The 20,712-nt window shown below is 40.1% G+C and carries 24 protein-coding genes and 1 pseudogene; 15 read left to right on the top strand and 10 right to left on the bottom strand.

Annotated elements, in window-relative coordinates; translation table 11 throughout:
* Positions 1-509 (top strand): annotated as a pseudogene (locus WIW72_RS08135) (IS701 family transposase); the annotation flags it as partial.
* A gap of 58 nt (positions 510-567) precedes the next feature.
* On the opposite strand, the gene soxA reads toward WIW72_RS08135, so the two are convergent.
* Positions 568-1,032 carry a proton pump complex quinol oxidase subunit SoxA gene (gene soxA / locus WIW72_RS08140; RefSeq protein ID WP_337699229.1) on the bottom strand — a complete coding sequence of 155 codons (465 nt, stop codon included), beginning with the start codon at positions 1,030-1,032 and terminating at the stop codon, positions 568-570.
* 313 nt (positions 1,033-1,345) lie between these two features.
* Between soxA and WIW72_RS08145 the strand changes: the two genes are divergently transcribed.
* The 4 genes from WIW72_RS08145 to WIW72_RS08160 all read left to right on the top strand — a co-directional run bounded on the left by WIW72_RS08145 (position 1,346) and on the right by WIW72_RS08160 (position 3,535).
* On the top strand, positions 1,346-2,329 hold the full coding sequence (locus WIW72_RS08145) for a Rieske 2Fe-2S domain-containing protein (RefSeq protein WP_337721342.1): 984 nt from the start codon (positions 1,346-1,348) through the stop codon (positions 2,327-2,329).
* 112 nt (positions 2,330-2,441) lie between these two features.
* Positions 2,442-2,633 (top strand): hypothetical protein, encoded by a 192-nt coding sequence (locus tag WIW72_RS08150; RefSeq protein WP_337699234.1) that lies wholly within the window; start codon positions 2,442-2,444, stop codon positions 2,631-2,633.
* A gap of 33 nt (positions 2,634-2,666) precedes the next feature.
* A complete protein-coding gene (locus WIW72_RS08155; RefSeq protein WP_337699236.1) occupies positions 2,667-3,101 on the top strand; it encodes a hypothetical protein in 435 nt (144 codons plus the stop codon).
* Positions 3,102-3,145: 44 nt separating this feature from the next.
* A complete protein-coding gene (locus WIW72_RS08160; protein ID WP_337699238.1) occupies positions 3,146-3,535 on the top strand; it encodes a hypothetical protein in 390 nt (129 codons plus the stop codon).
* A 659-nt stretch (positions 3,536-4,194) separates the two neighbouring features.
* On the opposite strand, the gene WIW72_RS08165 is transcribed toward WIW72_RS08160, so the two are convergent.
* Complete coding sequence (locus WIW72_RS08165) at positions 4,195-5,253, bottom strand: ISH3 family transposase (protein ID WP_337699240.1); 1,059 nt, start codon at positions 5,251-5,253, stop codon at positions 4,195-4,197.
* 372 nt (positions 5,254-5,625) lie between these two features.
* On the opposite strand from WIW72_RS08165, the gene WIW72_RS08170 reads away from it, so the two are divergent.
* Both WIW72_RS08170 and WIW72_RS08175 read left to right on the top strand, forming a co-directional pair.
* Positions 5,626-5,946, top strand: a complete 321-nt coding sequence (locus WIW72_RS08170) for a hypothetical protein (RefSeq protein ID WP_337699242.1) — start codon at positions 5,626-5,628, stop codon at positions 5,944-5,946.
* 1 nt (position 5,947) lies between these two features.
* Positions 5,948-6,427, top strand: coding sequence for a hypothetical protein (locus tag WIW72_RS08175; RefSeq protein ID WP_337699244.1), 480 nt, complete (start codon positions 5,948-5,950; stop codon positions 6,425-6,427).
* Between the two features lie 5 nt (positions 6,428-6,432).
* Here WIW72_RS08175 and WIW72_RS08180 read toward each other — a convergent pair whose 3' ends face one another.
* The 4 genes from WIW72_RS08180 to WIW72_RS08195 form a co-directional block, all read right to left on the bottom strand.
* On the bottom strand, positions 6,433-6,963 hold the full coding sequence (locus WIW72_RS08180) for a class I SAM-dependent methyltransferase (RefSeq protein ID WP_337699246.1): 531 nt from the start codon (positions 6,961-6,963) through the stop codon (positions 6,433-6,435).
* Between the two features lie 69 nt (positions 6,964-7,032).
* A complete protein-coding gene (locus WIW72_RS08185; RefSeq protein ID WP_337721343.1) occupies positions 7,033-7,521 on the bottom strand; it encodes a phosphate-starvation-inducible PsiE family protein in 489 nt (162 codons plus the stop codon).
* Complete coding sequence (locus tag WIW72_RS08190; protein ID WP_337699250.1) at positions 7,521-8,054, bottom strand: hypothetical protein; 534 nt, start codon at positions 8,052-8,054, stop codon at positions 7,521-7,523. The genes WIW72_RS08185 and WIW72_RS08190 overlap by 1 nt, the downstream gene beginning before the upstream one ends.
* A 145-nt stretch (positions 8,055-8,199) precedes the next feature.
* Entirely contained in the window at positions 8,200-8,880 is a 681-nt protein-coding gene (locus WIW72_RS08195) for a maleate cis-trans isomerase family protein (protein WP_337699252.1), read from the bottom strand.
* Positions 8,881-8,917: 37 nt separating this feature from the next.
* Here WIW72_RS08195 and WIW72_RS08200 point away from each other — a divergent pair, with 37 nt between their 5' ends.
* From WIW72_RS08200 to WIW72_RS08210, 3 genes are all read left to right on the top strand, one after another.
* Positions 8,918-9,616 carry a hypothetical protein gene (locus WIW72_RS08200; RefSeq protein WP_337699253.1) on the top strand — a complete coding sequence of 233 codons (699 nt, stop codon included), beginning with the start codon at positions 8,918-8,920 and terminating at the stop codon, positions 9,614-9,616.
* A gap of 192 nt (positions 9,617-9,808) precedes the next feature.
* Positions 9,809-10,114 (top strand): winged helix-turn-helix domain-containing protein, encoded by a 306-nt coding sequence (locus WIW72_RS08205; protein WP_156005458.1) that lies wholly within the window; start codon positions 9,809-9,811, stop codon positions 10,112-10,114.
* 70 nt (positions 10,115-10,184) lie between these two features.
* A complete protein-coding gene (locus WIW72_RS08210; protein ID WP_337699255.1) occupies positions 10,185-10,763 on the top strand; it encodes an XdhC family protein in 579 nt (192 codons plus the stop codon).
* Positions 10,764-10,808: 45 nt separating this feature from the next.
* Here WIW72_RS08210 and WIW72_RS08215 read toward each other — a convergent pair whose 3' ends face one another.
* Together WIW72_RS08215 and WIW72_RS08220 are read right to left on the bottom strand one after the other, a co-directional pair.
* Positions 10,809-11,171: a hypothetical protein gene (locus tag WIW72_RS08215; RefSeq protein WP_337699256.1), complete on the bottom strand. Its 363-nt coding sequence runs from the start codon at positions 11,169-11,171 to the stop codon at positions 10,809-10,811.
* 318 nt (positions 11,172-11,489) lie between these two features.
* Positions 11,490-12,005, bottom strand: coding sequence for a TRASH domain-containing protein (locus tag WIW72_RS08220; protein ID WP_337699259.1), 516 nt, complete (start codon positions 12,003-12,005; stop codon positions 11,490-11,492).
* Between the two features lie 148 nt (positions 12,006-12,153).
* Here WIW72_RS08220 and WIW72_RS08225 point away from each other — a divergent pair, with 148 nt between their 5' ends.
* The 4 genes from WIW72_RS08225 to WIW72_RS08240 all read left to right on the top strand — a co-directional run bounded on the left by WIW72_RS08225 (position 12,154) and on the right by WIW72_RS08240 (position 16,712).
* Positions 12,154-12,318, top strand: a complete 165-nt coding sequence (locus WIW72_RS08225) for a YHS domain-containing protein (RefSeq protein WP_337699261.1) — start codon at positions 12,154-12,156, stop codon at positions 12,316-12,318.
* A complete protein-coding gene (locus WIW72_RS08230) occupies positions 12,319-14,520 on the top strand; it encodes a heavy metal translocating P-type ATPase (RefSeq protein WP_337699263.1) in 2,202 nt (733 codons plus the stop codon).
* A gap of 78 nt (positions 14,521-14,598) precedes the next feature.
* Positions 14,599-14,850 carry a hypothetical protein gene (locus WIW72_RS08235; RefSeq protein WP_337699265.1) on the top strand — a complete coding sequence of 84 codons (252 nt, stop codon included), beginning with the start codon at positions 14,599-14,601 and terminating at the stop codon, positions 14,848-14,850.
* A gap of 92 nt (positions 14,851-14,942) precedes the next feature.
* Positions 14,943-16,712, top strand: coding sequence for an ATP-binding protein (locus WIW72_RS08240; protein ID WP_337699266.1), 1,770 nt, complete (start codon positions 14,943-14,945; stop codon positions 16,710-16,712).
* 241 nt (positions 16,713-16,953) lie between these two features.
* On the opposite strand, the gene WIW72_RS08245 is transcribed toward WIW72_RS08240, so the two are convergent.
* On the bottom strand, positions 16,954-17,511 hold the full coding sequence (locus WIW72_RS08245) for an SPW repeat protein (RefSeq protein ID WP_337699269.1): 558 nt from the start codon (positions 17,509-17,511) through the stop codon (positions 16,954-16,956).
* Positions 17,512-17,674: 163 nt separating this feature from the next.
* Here WIW72_RS08245 and WIW72_RS08250 point away from each other — a divergent pair, with 163 nt between their 5' ends.
* The gene (locus WIW72_RS08250; protein WP_337699271.1) at positions 17,675-20,044 is read left to right on the top strand and encodes a hypothetical protein; all 2,370 of its coding nucleotides are present in this window, start codon (positions 17,675-17,677) and stop codon (positions 20,042-20,044) included.
* Here the strand turns inward: WIW72_RS08250 and WIW72_RS08255 are convergent.
* Complete coding sequence (locus WIW72_RS08255; protein ID WP_337699273.1) at positions 19,976-20,653, bottom strand: hypothetical protein; 678 nt, start codon at positions 20,651-20,653, stop codon at positions 19,976-19,978. The two genes, WIW72_RS08250 and WIW72_RS08255, sit on opposite strands and share 69 nt — an antisense overlap.
* Positions 20,654-20,712 lie beyond the last annotated feature (59 nt).

Consider the following 20,712-nt stretch of genomic DNA (forward strand, 5'->3'; position numbering starts at 1 on the left):
TCGTGAAGGACAACGTGGTGTCTGAGCTCAAGTCCAACCGGAGGCTCCTCAGGGTCGAGTCGGCCCGGGGGACCCTCGAGGAGGTGGAGGGACACCTCCGAGTGGGAGACTTACCCCCCGGCGTCTACTACGCCGACCTAACCTTGGGAGCCCAAGTGATTACGGTAAAACTGTTAGTCCAAGAATATAAAGGTGACTCCGGTACACACGTTAGGTACCTCTACACGACCGATCTCTCGCTCAGCGAGGAGGAGATGGAGGAGGCATGGAGGATGAGGTGGGAGATCGAGAAGCTCCACAGGGACGCCAAGGCCCTTGGACTGGAGGACTCTTCGTTCTGGAGGAGAGAGAGGCTTCAGGGTTACCTCACGATCTTCACCATCATGACCAATGTTGTCAGGGAGCTGGTGGGGGCTCTTAACCTGAGGAGCGTGGAGGCGTTCCTCAGGTTCGTTGAACGTTATTTAGGTGGACCGCCGGGGCTGATGAAAATCTTTAAGTTACGTTAAAGTCCCATAACTGCTGTTTCTTAATTTTTTCAAATTGGATAGCAAGAGTGTAAGCCATTTAAACCACCTCCAGAACTCCGGTCATATTTGTTGAAAAAGCGTAACCCGCGTATTCGGGTTCATACCACGTATAGTTACCTTGTGTAGTAGGTGCAACGAAGTATACGTAACTCGGTATTCCGGGTACTGCATTAACGTTTATGACACCATTTGGTAAACGCAAGTATATCCCGGTTATAACTTGCGGCGAGTTAATGATCAGAACTATTTGTTGTCCGGGAGTGACTTTGATTAGGTTAGGCGAGTAATAGTATTGATAAGCTGTCATATTAACTACGAGAATGCCGTCGACGACTTCGGAAGTATGGTTTACTGGAGGATGTGCATTGAAATATGTTACAGCCTCCTGAGCTTGTTTGGGCATACCACTGTAAAGTGGTAAACCATATCTGAAGCTTACATTAGTGCCTGCCTGAATTTGGACTATTTCCCATGAGAAATAACCTAGACTTATTGCAAGCATAACGATAAACCATACCGTTTCGGCTTCATGTTTTATTTTATCAGCTAATGTTATTTTCGTTCACCTAAATTCTATTGTAATTATCATTATATTTAACTTTTTCTGTGATTTATTTATTTTTGAAATTTAGTTTATATAAATAAAATAATTTAGCATTATAAATGTAAATTTAACATAGTTTAATCTGTGTATTAAAGATTTACATTAAACATTATGAATAGTTTTAATCATCAATAAGAACAATATTGTAAGTTTGTAAAGATATAAAATAAAAATTTAAAGATTTCAACTATAACTAAATTTGTGAAAAGAAATGAAACCTTTCGTTCTCGAAAGGGATGACCTAATATTTTTACACCGTCTCATTTATAAAATGAGGAATCCACCTACAAAATTCGACGAGAAAGCGTTCATAAAGAAAGGGAGAGACTATCTTTTTAAATATGCTGAAGACAACGTAGGCCCGTTAAGCCCCGAGAGGAGGATGTTCTTAAAAGGACTACTAATAGGAATAGGAGCATTGGCTGTGGTTTCCGTACTACCCGTTCTCGGTTACTTAAACCAACCGGAAATTACACTTAAGGATTTTCCGTGGATGATAGTAACAGACTCAAACGGAAACCCAATAGAGGCCTCTAAGCTACCGGTAAACAACCCAGCGATTTTAGTCTTTCAATACCCTATGCAGGGCGATATAACTTTCTTGATCAACATTGGTGATAAGAACGGAAACCCAGTGGCGGTACCGTCTACAACTGTTACAATCCCAGAAAATGGTGCAACGTATACTTTTCCAGGGGGAGTAGGGCCAAATAAGTCAATTGTAGCTTATAGTGCTATATGTCAACATCTCGGTTGTATTCCTCCAGAAATCCATTATTATCCGCCTAATCTAGTTCAGCCAAATGGACCTTTCCCTAACTACATCCCCTCTGATGTATACAACATAATCGTATCCCAAGGCATTAATTACGGGGTTATACATTGTGATTGTCATGGCTCCACTTACGATCCATATAAAGGTGCTAGTGTAGTGACTGGACCGACTGTAAGACCCTTGCCTTACGTTCAACTCTATTGGGACCCAAACACTGACTATCTTTATGCCGTTGGTATGAACCCTAACGCCCCTGTTATTTTGGGCAGGAGTAATGATTTGTCTGGGTTCGCAACTCTTTCAAGCTACGACGAGAACACAGGGTGTAGTAAGTTGCTACTGCAAAAAGGACAGACTCCAACGAATTGTTACACAAGGTTATTAACAAGTTTTGGAAATCCGTTCCAACAGCAGGGGTGATAAAATGACCAAGTTGGGTCTTTTCGTTCTCGGATTAATCTTCGGGGGAACTATTGCAATGGCACTATTTATAGCGTATAATATAATCTGGGAGACCTTCCCGGTGAAATAAATGAATAAGAGTTTATTTGTTTACACCTTGTTAGCCTCTCTAGGATTCATCTTTTTTGTGTTCTTATCAATTCCCTTTAACTTCTTTACAAACAATACTGTTGGTGTTGAGTCAGCTACGATCTTTGCAGCCGGATTTTACATGCTCTTCGCTTCGCTTCTATTTTTATACCTATTTAGAAAGTTAAGGTAAAATTTTTTAATTACACTTGTATAGTATTTTTTGATGAGTGTAACAAATTTTATAAATAGAACCATAAGCTTAATGTATTCTGAAAATTACATCCTAATGCCTACCACATTCCAACTTATAGTTCTCATCGTACTTTACAGTGCAGGAATGGCAATCCCTATCTTTAACTTAGGGCTTGTAGGTAATGCGATAACAGCCCATATATATGGTGCGGCAATTGTTGTAATACTAAGCTTTTTCATAATTGCTGCTGCGATGCGCAGTAATAACCTTAAGTTGAAAGCTCTAGGATTACTTAACGTTTTATTCTGTATATTTGCTGCATTTGAGGGATTATTCTATTTCGGCGGTTATACAGACCCTATGTATGCATTAATGATGGGTATCGGATTTTTAGGTGTGCTATTTTCATCTACGGCGATCACCGTGGAAGTAACCCAGAAGAGTCAATATTATATGAGTATATAGCTAAACTTTTTTAACTATTAATTATTAACATATTTTTGATAAGTATGGCACTTTATCAAAGATCAAGAATAGTACCTATATTTGCAGGCTTAGAACTCCTTTCTTTAACGTTTCTTTTCGCTTTCGGTTTAGCTACTCTACTTTATGATAAATTTCCTTTAATTAACGCTTATCAATCAGCACTATTATCGCTCCACATAAGTTTCGCAATGCTTACAGCTTTTCTGGGTGTTGCGTTATTTGCTCTAGGGACGATAAGTAAAGACAAAGTGCTTTTTTACCTATCAACCGCCAATATCCTATTTATAGGAATAGCTGCAGCCGGAGGTTTATTGTTCTACTCGAGTTTAGACCCAATATACTCTTATATAATGGCCCTGAGTTTCGTGGGATCTTTCTTTAGTACTACAGGGTTTTTCTTCAGATCGCTATAAAATCCGAGCTTTTTTATTTATTCTAAATTTCTTTACAAAAAATGAGGTTAAGGGGGCGAAAAGCCTCGCCAAGGGGATGGATAGTCCTGTATTTAAATACTCCTTTTTCAGAAATCTTTTAGCGACACTAATGACGCTCCTTATATAAAACATATTAGTCAGATCTGGGTAATACAGATCTGACTGGGGTGTAGGCCGTGACGCTCCTTGGGCTTAAAGCCCGATGGGGAGCTTGGCCGCCTCCAACTCGGACCGGAAGTTGGGCAAAAAGCCCGAATAAAACATAAGGGTGAGTACAATTGGAGGCCCCCAGTTGCAGGAATAGACGTATCAAAAGATAAATTAATTGTACTAAAATAAGCAGTTTAACATTAGTGAGTAAAGCAGGTTTCATGGCGTAAGTAGTGTGGACTATGCTCAATTTTTAAGGAAAGTTTTTATACCGGAAGCTCCCCCAGCTCCCCCAGCTCGATCGAGGGTTTAGTGGGACTTTGGGAGGAGCAACCATTATCTTTCCCTCAAGGGACTAGAGGTTATGGATGAAAGCCCTCAAGGGGCTCTCTGGCTACCCGACTGCCCACCAAATGTAGTCCCGAACTGATGGTGGGATCGATGAACCGCCCTGAGAGAACCCTCGCCCTTCCACGGTAGACCCAAAATCACCTCCTTAAAAATAAATCTATAGTGTAAATAAGTGTTTCCACTAGATTAATTGTAAAATTCTCCGGATTGAATAAATCTGGAAAAAATAAAAGAATTAATAATAATCTAAACTCCTCTCTCCCCATCTCATCCTTGATTACGGTATATAAAGAGTAGAGTACAAGGGCTAGTACGAAGATCAACGTGCGGAAAACAAACTTAGTAGAACTAGTAAATGGGAGAAAAGCCTTAATGTTCCTATATGACGTCTCTATTGGACCTCTCACCTTATTGTACAAATCCAACACTTCCCTCTTGGGCAAGTCTAGATTAGTAGCCCTAGCAAAATAAACAAACCTCTTCTTCTTTCTCCTCACTTTTTCCCTGCTATACACGAGAAGTCTGAACTTGACTTGCTCATCCTTCCTATGCCTCTTACTATTAGTCTTGTAATCACCATCAAACTCCTCATAAACCTTAACGTAACCAACCGGGACAGCAATTATGTAATTAAACTGTGAAATGAAGTTGATCACGTCAATAGTGTAGAAACCGGCATCAAGAGTTATCAACCTTATCTTGAATCCCATTGCAACAACTTGCTCCACGAGGATCTTCACTATCTCGTCCTTAGTCATACCGTTCACTTGCGGAATAAAGGCAAGTAAAAGTATTCTCCCCTTATACTTGGTTGTTGCAGTTGCGTAGTTCCACGAGTTTCCCTTCTCTGAACTTCCGAGTCCTTTCACTGGTCTCCCGTACCACGTCTTGGTTGTCCAGTCTATTGAGAGGTCTACCTCCTTTACTCCCTTCAGTACTTCTAAGGATATTTTTCTCACTCTTTCCAATAGTTTTTCAATTACTTCTATCCCTTGTTTTTCTACGTAGTTCCTCACGGTTTGTGGGGATACGTCATACGCTTTGGACTTGCTCTCAACAGAGTCGTTCCACAAACAAGCAGAGATGAGGGTTTTTGCTACCTTTTCTCCTTTCTTTCCATTAAAGTTTAGCATGGAAAGTAATTTATATCCTATTTGTTGAATGTTATTTTGGTGAGGGAGACCGGGTATCACCATCTTGGTTAATCACACGGTAATACTCTATCTCCCTCACCTTAAACCCTTTCTTCAATTCTTTGCACTCTTATAAATTTCTTTATCTTCACGGATTAGATATTATCCTATCAGAAATATTTTTTCTAATATGATTTTGGGTCTACCGTTCCAGGGCCGGGAGGGAGTCAGTGTCTCTCCATCCCCCGTTTTAACTGTAACAACTTCTGGGTTGATACTGGAAATTGGACTTCACAAACGAGTTTTCGGAGCCAGAAGATTATTAAAACTACTATCTTTTTGCCTTGAGGTTTAAGTAAATAAGTCTTGTTTTTTAATAATATTAGACTAATTTCAAAGATATATTTTTAAAGCCTAAATTCAAAATATTAATAAATGTCACAAATTACTTTCCAAAAAATACCAGGTTTATTGGCAGTTTACCGTTTTAGCGGTGAACACTTGGAGAAGATTTATGGAATGGACATCACTAAAGTGGACTTATCTAAGTTAGCTAAGATACTTAAGGAAAACATGGAAATAGGAAAAGAAGAGGCTAAGAGACTTAAGCTATTAGATCCCTTATTAGGATATGCCATGATAGTCGATGATTTAGGACTTGCGGTAATTAAGGACATGGTATATTTTGTAAGGGCTAAGGAGACTAACTGGGACTATGTAATAAAATTCGCAATCGAGAATAGCGGAGGTGTTTAACATGACTTTCAAGGGCTATGTTGGACATATCAAATTTGACGACCAAGGAAATGTGATAGAAAGCAAGAACGTGGAGAATCCAAAGGAGTGGGCTGAGATAATAAAGTTCAACGTCAAGAAGGGCAATGAGGAAGCAAGGGAATTAGGTTTCGGCCACATGAACGGTTTCGCCATGATCGGAAAGGATTACTCCCTTACTTTCATGAAGAACGGAGCTTACTTAGTTAAGACAAGAGAAGTAGACTGGCATGACCTATTCGTAAAGTACACGTATTCTTATACCACACTAATTACGGGCTTATTCCTTACTATTCTGTCGATAATAATATTCCTGATAGACGTAACACCCGCCATTAATTATATACCTTACTTTAACCAACTTGCACCAGAGCCTAAATTTTTCATTCCTATACTCATCCTTCTAGTTGGAGTAGTACTCTTAAGTATCTCTAAATCTAAGTTTAACTATAGGCTGGAGTGACGAAGTTAACTAATTTTTTCCCACTTACTAAAAGATAACGCATTTGCTTCAGTATATTCTACAAGTTTAAATTTCCCCTCTTCCATCTCCTTTCTTATCTTCCCTCTAGTCATTATAGGATCTACTATTAGAACAGTACCTTGACCTTCAAGAACTCTCCTTATCTCAGAAACAAGTACTTTCATTATCTCTCTTTTTAGGTTGTAAAAGTACATTACGCTGTAAACTAGAGAGAAACTATTATCCTTAAAGGGGATTTGAGGGAGACCATAAAACAAATTCACTCTGGCACCATACTTTCTTATTAATCTCTCAGCCTCATCCTTCTTGAAATACTTCCAGTCGTCAACTCCGCTTATCTCCTTATTAAGTTCTAAGGAGAGATAAATAGGGATCAGACAGTTACCCGGAGCTATGTCCAGAATCCTCTCTTTTTTTATGTCAATCATTGAGGAAAGTTTCCTCGCAATATATGCCTCTTCATCTATCGTAATGCCCATCCTCAATACGGGTTGGAAGTCATTTACGTCTATCATAATCATTAACATTGTGGTGATTAAATTAAAGCTTTTTAATATAATTTAACAAAAACGGAAAAACTGCACCTAATGTTTACGCTCTTTTTTCGTGAGCCTAAAGGAGATCAGGAACCTACTGAATGCTATGAGCAGGATTATGGAGGCCAAGTATAAAAGAACAGACATGCTGCTCACTCCGTTGATTAATTCGATGATGACCTCCCTTAGGACGAAGCTCATGGTAGCGTCCATAACGTATACTACACTCCTCCCTCTCCCTTTTCCAAAGTCTACTATACTTTGAAATAGCTCAAGAAGCACTACAACAAGAAACGCGTTACCGACAAGTCCGAATATCTCGCTCAGCAGGCCTGAAGGAATTAACAAGAAAATGTCTATTACTGTGTACACTATAACTATTCCTATAGCTACAAGTAGAATAACCTCTATGATCTTTGCAATGTATTGGACAATCTTCTCTTCGGGTAAATAGAAATGAAATCTCCTTTTTGTACCCTTACTTTCGCCTTTCACTTCACTCACTGTTAACAGTCTCGATATAAAAAGTGAGTGCATCACTCCGACAGCAGATACACTACTTCTTCAAGTTTGTAGGTCAAGTTTAAGTAGGGTACTATGTGTTCTTTTACGATATGTTCGGGGAAGTTAAATCGGTCTTTAAGTTCTTTTATTTCCTTTCCAAACAGCTTATGTTTTATAGACGGATTATAAACTAAATTAGTGGTAATAGTAACTACCGTCTTGCTAGTTATCTCTTGTGACATAATCTGCATATTAAGTTCAAAAGTGTTTTCATCGTCTTTACCTTTATACTGAACTCCACCGGTAATTATTTCAGGCCCTTTTAATGTCCCGATTAGAGTTTTAATACCGGTGTCTGGAGTGCCGAAAACATATAAGACCTTGTAGAGTTTGGGGATTTTATCTTTAAGTGCTTGCGAAGGACTTACAAACCTACTGAGGTTATCATCATAAGCTTGAAGAATTACAGCATGGGAGATAACTCCACTAAGTCTAAAAGGATCAGTAAAGATTTTCATGATTTCAGATCTAGGTGAATTGAGAGTGAGCCTAACGGAATTTAACATATAGTATGTTTTTTTAATTTCTTGTATATAAACATTATTATCCTAAATTCAATTATTTAAGAGTAAGTAAAAGCTCTTTAATTTCTGATCAGAATTGATTATTAAGGTAACTGACTATTAGAAATAACTTTACTCCAATATAATTCTAAATGTTAATCCCTGGTATTCTCCCTTTTATTCTTAATTTTCTTAATGATCCCCACATAGTAGCTGTGTTTTCAGATATCACCGGCATACCTAGATCTTCATATAAATAAGTCACTGCCTCATAAGTAGACAAAGCAGTACATGCTATGTACACCGCGTCAGCATTAATCACCCTATCTATATTTCTCTTAACCAGTCTATACACCGTGAATACGGGAGTGTTTGAAATATCAACGCCTTTTACCTTACCCAAACCGTCGTAGCCTATTACTTCAAAGCCCTTAGACCTCCAATATTCGACCTCTTCCAACGTCCTTTCCTTAACGTACGGAGTACCTACCCATATTTTCTTCACTTTAAGTTCCTTTAATAATCCGTATACCTCCTCCTCGGGTATTATGACTTCTTTTTTTATTGCCTTCCTAATTACATCAGCGTGTTTATGGGTCCCGTATGTCCTACCGTATACAATAATGTCAGACACCTCCTCGAGTAAAGAAGAAACATATTTTAATTCCCTCTCGAACTCCTCAACGTTTTCAGGCTCACATCCCCTTGTGGGCTTCATCCTGGTTGAGTGAATTGTCACCCCTTCTGGAGCCATTTTCCACATATCATACTCCATTGCAGCGTTATTTGCGGGTAAAATTAGACCAATTCTTCCTCTTCCTCCGGGCATTTTAATCTTTAAGAGGTGATCACAATTAAAGTAATTGTTGAATGCAAGAAAGCTAATACTGAAAGAGATAAAGTCCTTTTTTCAGTACGAGAAAAAAGGAGATAAAGAGCTATTAAAGGAAGTACTGAAGAACATCCATTACGATGATGGTTATGTAATTATAAGAAATGAAAAGATTAAGGTTGAAAACATAGAAGATACTGTTGGAGTATTCTTAGCCAACATACCATATGTAATACTCGGTGAAGGGGAATTAAAGGAGGATCTACCAGAAAAGGTGAAAAAGATCCAATCTGACGCTCTTAAACTAATATCCTTAGGAATAAACGAGGTAGCCACGTTAGAAATTTACCTAATTCTAGAGATGAGTTTAAGAGCACTTTACTCTGAGTACTTGTCCGGTGGAGTTACTATAAAGTACAAGGACAAGAAGGTAAAAGTAAAGGGGTTAGACTACAGAAAGTTAAAATTATACATACGGAGGAAGGGCTGGAGCAGGTACAAGGTTAAAGTTAACGGTGAGACCTTTCCTTTCTCACAAGGTTCTTTGCTGTCATGGGCTGAGAAGTTTATGGACGAGAAGCTTAGTTTGACTTTTCGTCTTTCCATTAACGTGAGGAACCTTTTAGCTCATGGAGAGGTCGAATGGAATCTTTTTCCTACTATAAGTTCTGTAAAATCAGCTTCTTACGCCTCGTGGCTCCTCTTTACCAAGTTTAGAGAGAATTATGAATAATCGGAAATATTTAGTCAGATTTTTCAGTATATTGAACATAATTTTGGAGGAAACTTTAGTATCAATGAGACTTTTCTTATACTGTTTTTGTATATAACGAGATTGAGATTGAGATAGTATCTTTGATATCACCCTTATAACTCTAACAAAATAGAAGTAAAATTTTTAAGTTTCTTATCCTATTACATGTTGATGACAGAAACTGTAATGGGAAGAAAAAAGAGGACAAGGTACGAAATTATACATGATATACTATCTCAATGCGAGAACGGTGCAAAGAAGACTTGGTTAATGTACAAAGCTAATCTAAGCTATGAATTAACAAACAACTATATAAACAGGCTCGTAGAGAAAGACCTAATAACCTCAAAGGACGGTCTGTATTACCTCACTGATAAGGGTAAGAAATTATTAGAGCTGCTCAAAGAGTACAAAGAGAAGAAGACAGCACTAGACAAAGTAACTGCTCAGATTAAGGAAATTTACGGAGAAGACTGAAAGGATTCTTTATTAGTACATATAAGGTATTTTAATTATCCTTTTTATTTTTCTTTTCGTATATCGTCTTATGGACATAGTCATATTCACTTCAAGTAGAGAAGCTGAAATCGAAGAACCGGTGTTTTGTGATAGAGATAGCGTAAAAGTGGACAAGACAAAATGTGTAGGAAAAAGCATAAACATAGCCCCCATTCTATCCCGCTATTTAAAGGACTTAGGGTATAAAGTGACCGTAGTAGATCCCTTTGCTGATGATGTATCTTACGAGGCTGATGAGGTGATAAAAGGAGACTCCTTTAAAGTACCTGACGAAGTAGTTAAGGACAAATACGTCATAGTAGCTACAAAACATGTTTACGACACCTGGGCGATAATGAAATCCATTTTAGGAGGGGCTAAAGAGATAGCGGTCGTTATGAGCATAAAAAGGTCTAAGGTCATCATGAAAAGGCTTATACAAGCCGGAATAAGTATAGAACAGCTCAAAAAGCTGAGAATACCTGCCGGATTAGACATAGGGGCTAAAAGCGATAAGGAAATCGCTCTAAGCATCGTGGCTGAAATACTTGCAGCCGAAAGAGGCGGAAGTGGAAGACCCTTAAGGGAAGTAAAAGCTTTCGAAAAGATATTCGAAGAATTAAAGTGAAACTGTTTGCTAAAGAATCTTTGACCCTTCAAGTAGTCAACTAGTTCAACTGCTTTCACTTTCCCCCAAAATTTCCAAAATGTATCTATCCACGATCTCCTGGGCGACCCTATCCAACTCAGCTTCACCTACGAAAGGTACTAACATGTCTTCCTTATGTAAGTAGTAAGCAAACTTGACCTTTTCGTTCTTATTCCTTATAAAGAGATCCAATACATCAGTCCTCTCACACTCAGCTTTTAAACCTAAAGGCTTCAGGTAATCTACACCCTCATATACTAAATCGCCGACCTTAACAATCACCTTATCGTTCATGAGAATTTCTATCAGCCTCTTCCCCTCTTTGTCATAATATACTTTTCTGAATACCCTACCATCAGAGGTGAACCCCGTTAGAACCAATTCCATAGACTATAACATTTCCGCTATGTAATCTTAAATACTTTTTAATCACTTCCAACGCCTTACTGTGGGTTATGTTTATAAAATATCATCCATAAGTTTTCTTTTTACCACCTCCCAGCTAATGACTGGCTCTGCTCATGAGGGCGGAAGTGATAATGAGATTCGGATGAGAAGATAGGATTTATCCCTCGACTAGTTCTAGCGAGTTGAGCTTAAATATGTTATGATCCATTTAAAAGGGATATTCGTCTGGCGGGATTAGAAATAATTAAAGAAATTAAGTTACACCACGCGTAAATACTAGAGTAGTCCCCCTACCTTTTAACCGTTTGTTTTACTTAACCTCTTCCTAAGTTCTTTTTCGCAAGTCCTACAGCACGTATAGTATATCCTCTTACCTAACTTAAAAGTGATGGGATCACCCCTTATCTCTCCCCCGCAGTAGTCACAACGAAGCTCGCCTCTTATAACTGTCACCGTATTCACCTTCTGGGTTGAAATAAAGTATTCCTTCTCGTCCTCAACTTTACTCAGAATCTCCTCTATTTCATGTAGTTTTCCCCTTGCTAGCGAAATGTATTTACCGTCTATGAGTTTATAACACTCCGCACTTCCTTCTATGCACTGACGAGAAATTAAAAATAGTATCAGTTCTCCCTCTTCCTGATAATCCACTGTAAACTTAACGCCCTTATCCTTTAACGATTTAATCACCTTCGCAACGGTAGCCCTACTTACGCTTAATTCCTTAGCTATACTACTGGCACTCCTCCTCCCGTCTTCTCTAAGCATTTGGAGCACTTTGTATTCTAACTGAGAGAGTTTACTCCTTTCCATAATGTAACTTAAATCCGTGCTGATAATATACTTTGTCTTTATATTGACCGTGTTACAAGACACTTTTTTACAAAAAGCTACACGATTACGTATACAATTTTACGTTGTAAACGTTAGCTTAAAAATTTCTCCTGTGGATTTATAGATTATGACGCATATATGTCCCGTATGCGGTATGGAAGTAGACGACACAACTCCCTATAAGACGATGTACAAAGGAACAGTATATTACTTCTGTAGTAACGGCTGCAAGAAAGCGTTTGAAAAAGACCCCGATAAGTACTTAAAAGAAGGCCCGCAGGGAATGCCTTGAATGGAACTCAGGATAAAGAAACAAGAAGAGCTGAAAATTGTAGGGATGCACTGTTCGACGTGTGCATCTACAGTATCAAAAGCTATTAAAGGAGTGCCAGGTGTTGAGGAGGTTAACGTTAATCTAGCTTCAGGTGAGGCGAAAATAGTTATTGAAGGAGCGAAGCTAAAGGACGTTATAAACGCCGTTAGAAAAGCCGGATATGATGTAATAACACAAAAATTTAACATGAGCCTGGACGTAAGTGAGGAGGAAATACGGAAAGTCAAAGAGATAGTAGAAAACCTCGATGGAGTAATCAACGTTAGAGCTGGGAGAGACAATCTCCTTGTCGAAATAAACCCAATGACTACTTCACCTCAAACCGTCGTAGAGGAGCTCAAAAAGAGAGGGTATAAGGCAGAAATTACAGACTTAAAACAAAGCAGAAAATCCGACTTTAAAGACTTGTTGACCAGGCTAGTGGTTTCTTCAATTTTCACTTCGTTAGTATTATTATCAGCCTCTCCACTCCTGCAATTAATCTTCTCGATCCCAGTCCAGTTCTACTCTGGTCTAAGGTTTCACAAAGGAATGATCAGAGCCCTAAGAAACAAGACCACTAATATGGACGTTCTGGTCTCACTTTCGTCTAATATAGCATGGTTCTACAGCCTATTTTCACTCTCTAACCCCTTTTTCTCAGCCTCCTCCTTACTTATTACGTTTATTTTAGTAGGTAAGACACTAGAGGCTTATTTAAAGGAAAGAGCTAGCGAACAAGTCCTCTCACTCATTAACGTAAAGGCGAAGAAAATAACAGACTCTGGAATAATAGAGGTAAACGCCTCGGAACTGAAGGTAAACGACGTAGTAATCGTGAAAAGCGGTGAAGTTATACCCGCTGACGGAGTAGTCGACGAAGGAGACGGCTACGTTGATGAGTCGATATACACTGGAGAATCAGTACCTACAAGAAAAATCAAAGGAGACCCCGTAATCGGTGGTTCGATCCTCAATTCGGGGTACCTAAAGGTCTTCGTAACGAGGACCGGAGAGAGGACTTACTTGTCCCAAGTAGTAGAGGCTATAAGAGAGGCTGAAACCACAAGACTACCAATACAACAGTTAGTTGACAAGATCTCAGCCGTTTTTGTGCCCACGATTATCGCGATCTCAGTAATAGCTTTTGCAGTGTGGTTTTTCGTATTACATTTCCCCCTCTATTTTTCCGTACTAATAACAGTCGCGGTTCTGGCGTCAGCATGTCCTTGTGGTTTCGGTCTCGCAACTCCCATGGCTATAATCGTTGGGCTAAGGAAGTTGATAAAGAAGGGTATCGTCGTCAGGAACGGTGAGGCATTAGAAAGGCTTAAGGAGGTTCAGGTGTTTGTCTTCGATAAGACCGGGACAGTAACAAAGGGTAAAATCAGAGTCGCAAAATACGAGGGGGATGTGGAACTGGCTTCACATCTGGAAAAGCTCAGCAACCACCCTGTAGCCAAGGCAATAGCTTCGTTAGCTAAAGGTAAACGGGACGTGGAGGGCTACACTGAATTTAAGGGAGAAGGGATATACGGAAAGGTCGACGGAAGAGAAGTACTAGTAGGAAAGAGAGAGTTCGTATTGAGGAACTGTGAAGGGGAAGGCAAAGATGCAGACGTGCTAGTGTGTGTAGAAGGAAAGGTCACCGGGTATATTTGGTTGGAGGACGAGATAAAGGAAGAGGCGATTAAAGTAGTGGAGTGGTTAAAGAGACGTGGTTACGAGGTAATCATAGCTACGGGTGACTCGAGCAAATTTGCTGATCGAGTGGGTGAGATACTAAAGGTAAAAGTGTATAAGGACCTTTCACCTGAGGACAAAGTTGAAGTCGTAAGGAACTTAGGAAAGAAAGTGGCATTTGTAGGTGACGGAGTTAACGACGCTATGGCACTTAAAGAGGCTTACGTGGGAATTGCCATCTCTACTGGGACGGATATAGCAAAGTATGCGGGAGATGTCATCATCCCCTCCCTCGAGTCGTTATTGGACTTAGTAGCGCAAAGTAAGAGGACTGTAAGGAAGATAAAGGAAAATATTGCTTGGGCATTAGCATATAATTCTATTCTGGTACCTATAGCCTCTGGTCTCCTCTACCCGTTGTATTTACCACCGGAGTATGCAGCCCTAGCAATGTCTATGAACAGCGTTAGCGTAGTATTGTGGAGTTTTGTCCAGTGATACAGAGCGACTATTATTACGAGTATATATATGCTTCGTATAATAGGAATAAATACTATAAGGAGTATAATTAGTATTATGGACAGGGCGATTGAAGAAGGGTTTAAGAAATTCTCTGAGCTGGTAGATAACGCGGGTCTTTTCATAGATGAAGATGGCGCTTATTTTCTAATAGGGGTAGGGGTCCCTAACTGTAAGAATAACTCGAGGATAGTGGAACACGTCCTTAATGAGATATATAAGTACACTGACGAAATAAACGTTACTATTTTAATCGTTCCAGAAAACGTTTACCCAGAGGTAACAGCCAAACTAAGAAGGATCGTGTGATGAGTTTTAGGGGGGCCTGAAAAGTGAAGAGGCGGTTACTCGCTGACTAGATATCTTTTTTTTTTTTATCCCTCTACACAAATAATTGTATTATGAATAGCAACGCCACAGCTCCTTCACAACCATCACTTTTGTCTTCCTACATAAACTTCTTAGAACTGGGTATACAAATTTTGTTCTTTGTAATCCCGCTAATAATCTTCCTATACTACCTCAGAATGATGAGGGTGGGAACATCTAACACCAAACAGTTGACCAAGAGGATGACCCTTATACCGTCAGTAAAGTGGGAGCAAATATACGATATGAAAGATGTCAAACAGAGGCTGGAGGAGGCTTCAAAATACGTCATCGAGAAAAGGAGGGCTTACGGGGTGATCCTCTTCGGACCTCCCGGTACAGGTAAGACCAGTATAGCAAAAGCGTTGGCAAACAAGCTTAGGTGGAACTACTTTGAGCTTAGGGCTACTGACGTGTTAAGCAAGTGGTACGGTGAAAGTGAATACCTCATAAATAATTTCTTCGACACTGTCGAGCTTTACGCCCCTGCAATTGTGATGATAGACGAGATAGACGGGTTTACGTTGAAGAGGGAAGGAGACGTACATGAGGTAACTCATAGGTTAATAAACATACTATTAATGAGGCTACAAGAGCTCCACGACAATAACATCCCGGTTCTGATTATAGGGACTACGAACCTCCCCCAAGAAATTGACGAAGCGTTATTACGACCTGGGAGATTCGACGAGGTAATTTACGTACCTTTACCGGACGAGAACGCGAGGGAGGAGATATGGTGCGGTTACACTTCAGGGCTTAACGTGGACTGCAAAGCCTTAGCTAAGAAGAGCAACAGACTTTCCCCTGCTGACATAAGAGAAATAGTAGAAGAGGTAAAACTGAAGGCTGAAAAGGAAGGAAGATCCCCGAGTACTCAAGACTTCCTTAACGCTCTCGATAACTATAAACCGTCAGTGCCCATATCGTCAGTAATAAAATTCGAAAACTTAGCTAAGAAATACACAAGGCATAAGATCGGTGAAAAACCCTATGGAGTACCAGAAGTAAGGTGGGACGATTTAGGTGATTTAGAAGAGGTTAAAAAGGTGATAAGGGAATCTGTAGAGTTACCCATAAAGAATAAGGAAATGGCTGAGAAGCTCGGGATAAAACCCGTGAAAGGGATCTTACTTTACGGACCTCCAGGCACTGGTAAGACCAGCGTAGCAAGAGCACTAGCAAACGAATTGAACGCCTCTTTTATAATTCTATCAGGTGAGGAGATCTCTTCAGTAGGACCTTTTCAAGCTGGGGAGGTTATAGCTGAAAAGTTCCACATAGCTAGGGATAACGCACCTGCTGTTGTCTTCATAGACGAGATCGACATGATAGCGAGGATACGGGGTGAAAACGAGTGGAGGACAGCACTGACCGAGCTTTTGAACCAAATGGACGGAATAAGAGACAACGAATATATAATTGTCGTGGGGGCGACAAATAGACCATGGGACTTAGACCCTGCAATACTTAGACCCGGAAGGTTTGATAAGATAATCTATGTCCCACCACCTAACTTAGAGGGCAGGATAAGCGTATTGAAAGTGTTATGCAAAGGGCTAAACGTAGACGACCAAACGCTTTATAACGTAGCAAGGATAACTGAGGGTTACACACCAGCAGATTTGAAACTCGTGGTAGAAGAAGTGAAGAGAGAGCTGTTGAAAGAGGGGGCATCTACCGGTGTATTGAGGACTCAAGTCACGTTTAACGATTTCGTAAAGGTCTTATCCCAAGTGAAGCCAAGTGTATCTCCAGAGCAGATCAAGGTTTACGAAGAGTTTAAAAACAGAAAGTGGTAAATTGTACTGCCTTCATAGAACAAGTCAGTCCTGCTGTTTTCTTCACGAATCAGGAGCAAAGTCATTCATCACCCAATAATAATCACTTTATTTCATTTTAACGTTTGACACTGGAGAAGCAGATTCTCTTTATGGCTATCCGCCATAGGGCTTTATACTCGCTTATGGAACGTATTTCCCCCATGTTAAGCATGGAAAAGGAGAGAAAATCTAAGAAAAAGTATGAAAATAGTTTCAATAGTCAAGACTTTATTACACCAGACTTAATCAGATAATCTCCTATCTTGAATGATATTAACCCCATTATAGCGCTCTCCACGAAGTATATCACGGTAAATATTACATAAGCCAAAACTAAGTCGTGGAACGGAATTGCCCCATACAGCCCCACCATTAGTATACCGAAAACAACGCTCAGGATCCCCACTAAGCCCCCTACAATAGTCGTGTTCACCAACACCGCTCTCAACCCCCTAAAGCCCACCACCCACGATACGAACTCGTCTATAATACCTGCTATGACTAGTGTAGGTACCATAAATAATAGACCAGAAACCGCATAAAGTAGAGCGTTAAACAGCGTAAGGAAGATTACGCTGAACTTCTTGTTCATAGCTTGTAAACCAACAGAAATAAGTATTAGCGGAATTGTTAAAGTCACTATAGGGTCTAAAAATGAGCTGAGTGCATATGCCCCTAAACTAAGGGCTAAAACTGCTGCAGATGCATAAGACGCTATAGAGAAGACAACCCCGTAAATTATTGTCCTCCTATCCATAATTGATTTATTGCTTGCCATAATTTTACAATTAGCGTAGTTGAATTTAAAATTGTGTTATGAGAGGTAATTATAAACGCCGAACTCTATCTACCGTCAGGAACTTTCGATTAATACCACTTCCTCATAAAAGTGTGCTTCTATTAATTTTAAATAGAATAGTCTCTAATCACGATCTGTGAATATGCACAGAAGGAGATCCTTTGAGGTAATGGCTGTTGTACTGCTCTCTCTTTTTAACGTGTTTACACTCCTCTGGAGGACTATAATTACTCCAGGGTTAATCTACGTAAGGGACTCATACCCTCCAATATTCATGCCCCCACCAGAACTTGTCTCTGACGGAGTCATTAACATACTATTCGTCATGAACACTCCCGACCTGCCAATTTACCTCTCTTCCTATTTCCTCCCCAGTGAGGTAGTAGACAAGCTTTATTATGCCTATCCCATATTCTTAGGCTTTATATCCATGTACTTCTCATCAAAATACTTCTTAAAGAAACTCATAAAAGTACAAACGAGAAGAGAAAGGGTAATCTTATACGGAGTCCCAGTGATTACAGCCTTCCTCTTTACGATCTCTCCCCCCTTCATGTACTTCACTTACTGGACTAACTACGCGACGTTCGTAGCCCTTTATCCCTTGCTCCTCGCCACCCTAGACTACGTTAAGGGGAGACCGGGGCTAAAAGGGGCTATCATACTAGCCCTCGTGTCTACTTTAAATACTACTGACCCCAGAGGGTTCCTATATACTGCACTCACAGTACTAGCATTCACAATATATAGCGTAAGGGACAAGGAATTCCTGAAGACATTTGTTACAGCGATCCCCATATACATAGGCTTGAACATAAGGACTTTCGCGTCCCTCCTAATACAAGGAGAAGTCTACAACGGTTTAGGGACGTCAATCGAGGTCCAACAGTTATGGTTGAACTATCAAAATTACCCATTTTTAGACGAGGTAAGAGGGGTAGGACTATTTAGACCGTTATTAGTTCTTTACCCCAATGCCTTCACTTATACGCTCTCACTCCTACTCCCAGCGTTCGTGATCTTAGCGTTCATACTATATTTCGAAAAAGTCAGGAAAGTGACAAACCTGCCGTTTGTTTTCGCAGTGTATATCATCACGGTGATCTTGGAGTCCTCTACAATTACACTCTTCAACCACGTGTTCACACTAAACCTCATTTACTATCTAAACGACGTCCTCAAAGAGTCACCGTTCTTCCCGTACATGTGGCTTATCCTCCCCACTTATGTAGAAGAAGTGATCCCGGGCACTCTCTTCCTCATGTTCGGCGTTTTGTCAGGCGTCTTTCTTGCTGACGTGAGTAATAAGTTCAAGGAAAAGCACATAGTTTTCCTACTCCTCATGATCTTCTTGGTGATCGCACAAATAACGTCTTCATACACCTCGCTTGCAGGCGGAGATTACTCAGGTAACTACATGCCTACACCCATACCTAGACCACTCTACTACGTAGCTAACTATCTGGATCACCACGACGTAGGAAAAGTAGCTATTTACGTACAACCCATACAATACGACGGCAAAGAATATCCAGAGGAGGGTTTTGCCGGTCTGCCTAATGTTACCCTTCTCCCGTTCTATAACTCAACGAATATAAGCACAATCCTAGCCTTTTACGGTGTACAATACGTAGTGACTAATAACCTATCTGTTGTATCCTTTTTAAAGTCTGTAGGAGGGTTTAATCAGACGTATTGTGTGGACGGGATCTATGTCTTTGAGGATTTAGAATACAAGACTTCTTTCACCTCGAAAGGGGTTTATATCCTAGCTACTTACCCTCAGAATCTTACCTTATTACCTGAAGGGGTAGCGGTAGTCCCGCCTTATGTACACATCCCTGAACAGTACCTTGCTGGTGTCATTGGTGGGAATAGTACCTACCTCCTTTACGACATATACCAAAACTACAGCTTAAACATACCAGCACAGAGGCTCCCCTACCCAGTCAACTTCTCATGTACCATCTATACTACCCTAACATCAATCCAGATACTTTCTACCTTCCCCGGGGCACGGCTAATTCAAGTTTTTAATCCGGCGTCGGAAAGTATAAAAGTCCCTTGGGGTGATGGGTATTATTACATAATTTTATCATACGTCCAGTACCCTGGAGGCGGAATAATTAAAGTTAGTAACGGCTCCTATTCTGTGGCGTTCAATACCAGCGGGGAATTGCGGGTAGTTGAAGTCGATATGAAGATACTAGTACACGGGGAAATCGTTTTAAGCCACGTAGACAACTTACCGATCTATGTCGTAGGAATGGAAGCGATACCTACACAACTCCTGAGCTCAGGTATACACTTAGACCCTAAAAACGTCACAGTCGTTTACTACCCGGTCACAGGAAATGTGATCCCGAGCGTGAATTACAACATAGTAATAGGTGAGGTGGAGACTCCAGCAGATCCGAATCTACTCCCATTCATCTTAGTAAACCTAGCCGTTTTTATTACCGTACTTTTTGAGTACTTTAAGAGAGACTATTATGACAGCAAAGAGGATTAATGCTGACGTAAAGGCGTTTTCTATTAGAGTATACCTAGCAGTGTTACTGAATTGAACATCTACCCCACCTTGAACCCTAGTCAAACCGCTCGGGAAATACAGTTTCGCATTAGGATTTAGCAGACTTGAAGAATAGAGTACATAAGTGGTGTTACCCACCAACTCACCGTTAACCCCGTACTGTAGAAAAACGATCTTGGAGGGGACGCCGGAGGAGTTCACGTAATAATAAGTGATGACCTCAACTCCCTCTAAGTTCTGCTCATTCTTGTAAATATATACACCATCCTCCTCGCCCACTAGGTAAAACGGTGCAGCCCTATAGACTACCTTATTTCCTACGTCAGTAAACACGTAAAGTGATGTAAGATTGGATAAATTGTTGACCTCCATTATAGGACCTATATATTCCGAGTTGTTTAGGTCTATCGAATAATATTCAAACTCTACAGAACCATTCGGAAAGACCTCAGTCACGTTTTCTATGACTAAGCCAACGAGTGTTTGGTTTATAGTGTAAAAATGGGAAATCATCATGTACTCTAGGAACGGGTGGGAAGAGTTAGACAACAAAAACGCTGTAGCAACTAGGTGGATCAGAAATAACATATTGGTTTATAAAGTTGAACAAGAAAATAAGGTTTTCTGAATAGAAGTTCACGAATCAG

The sequence above is a fragment of the Stygiolobus sp. CP859M genome, assembly GCF_037389975.1.
GTDB lineage: Archaea > Thermoproteota > Thermoprotei_A > Sulfolobales > Sulfolobaceae > Stygiolobus.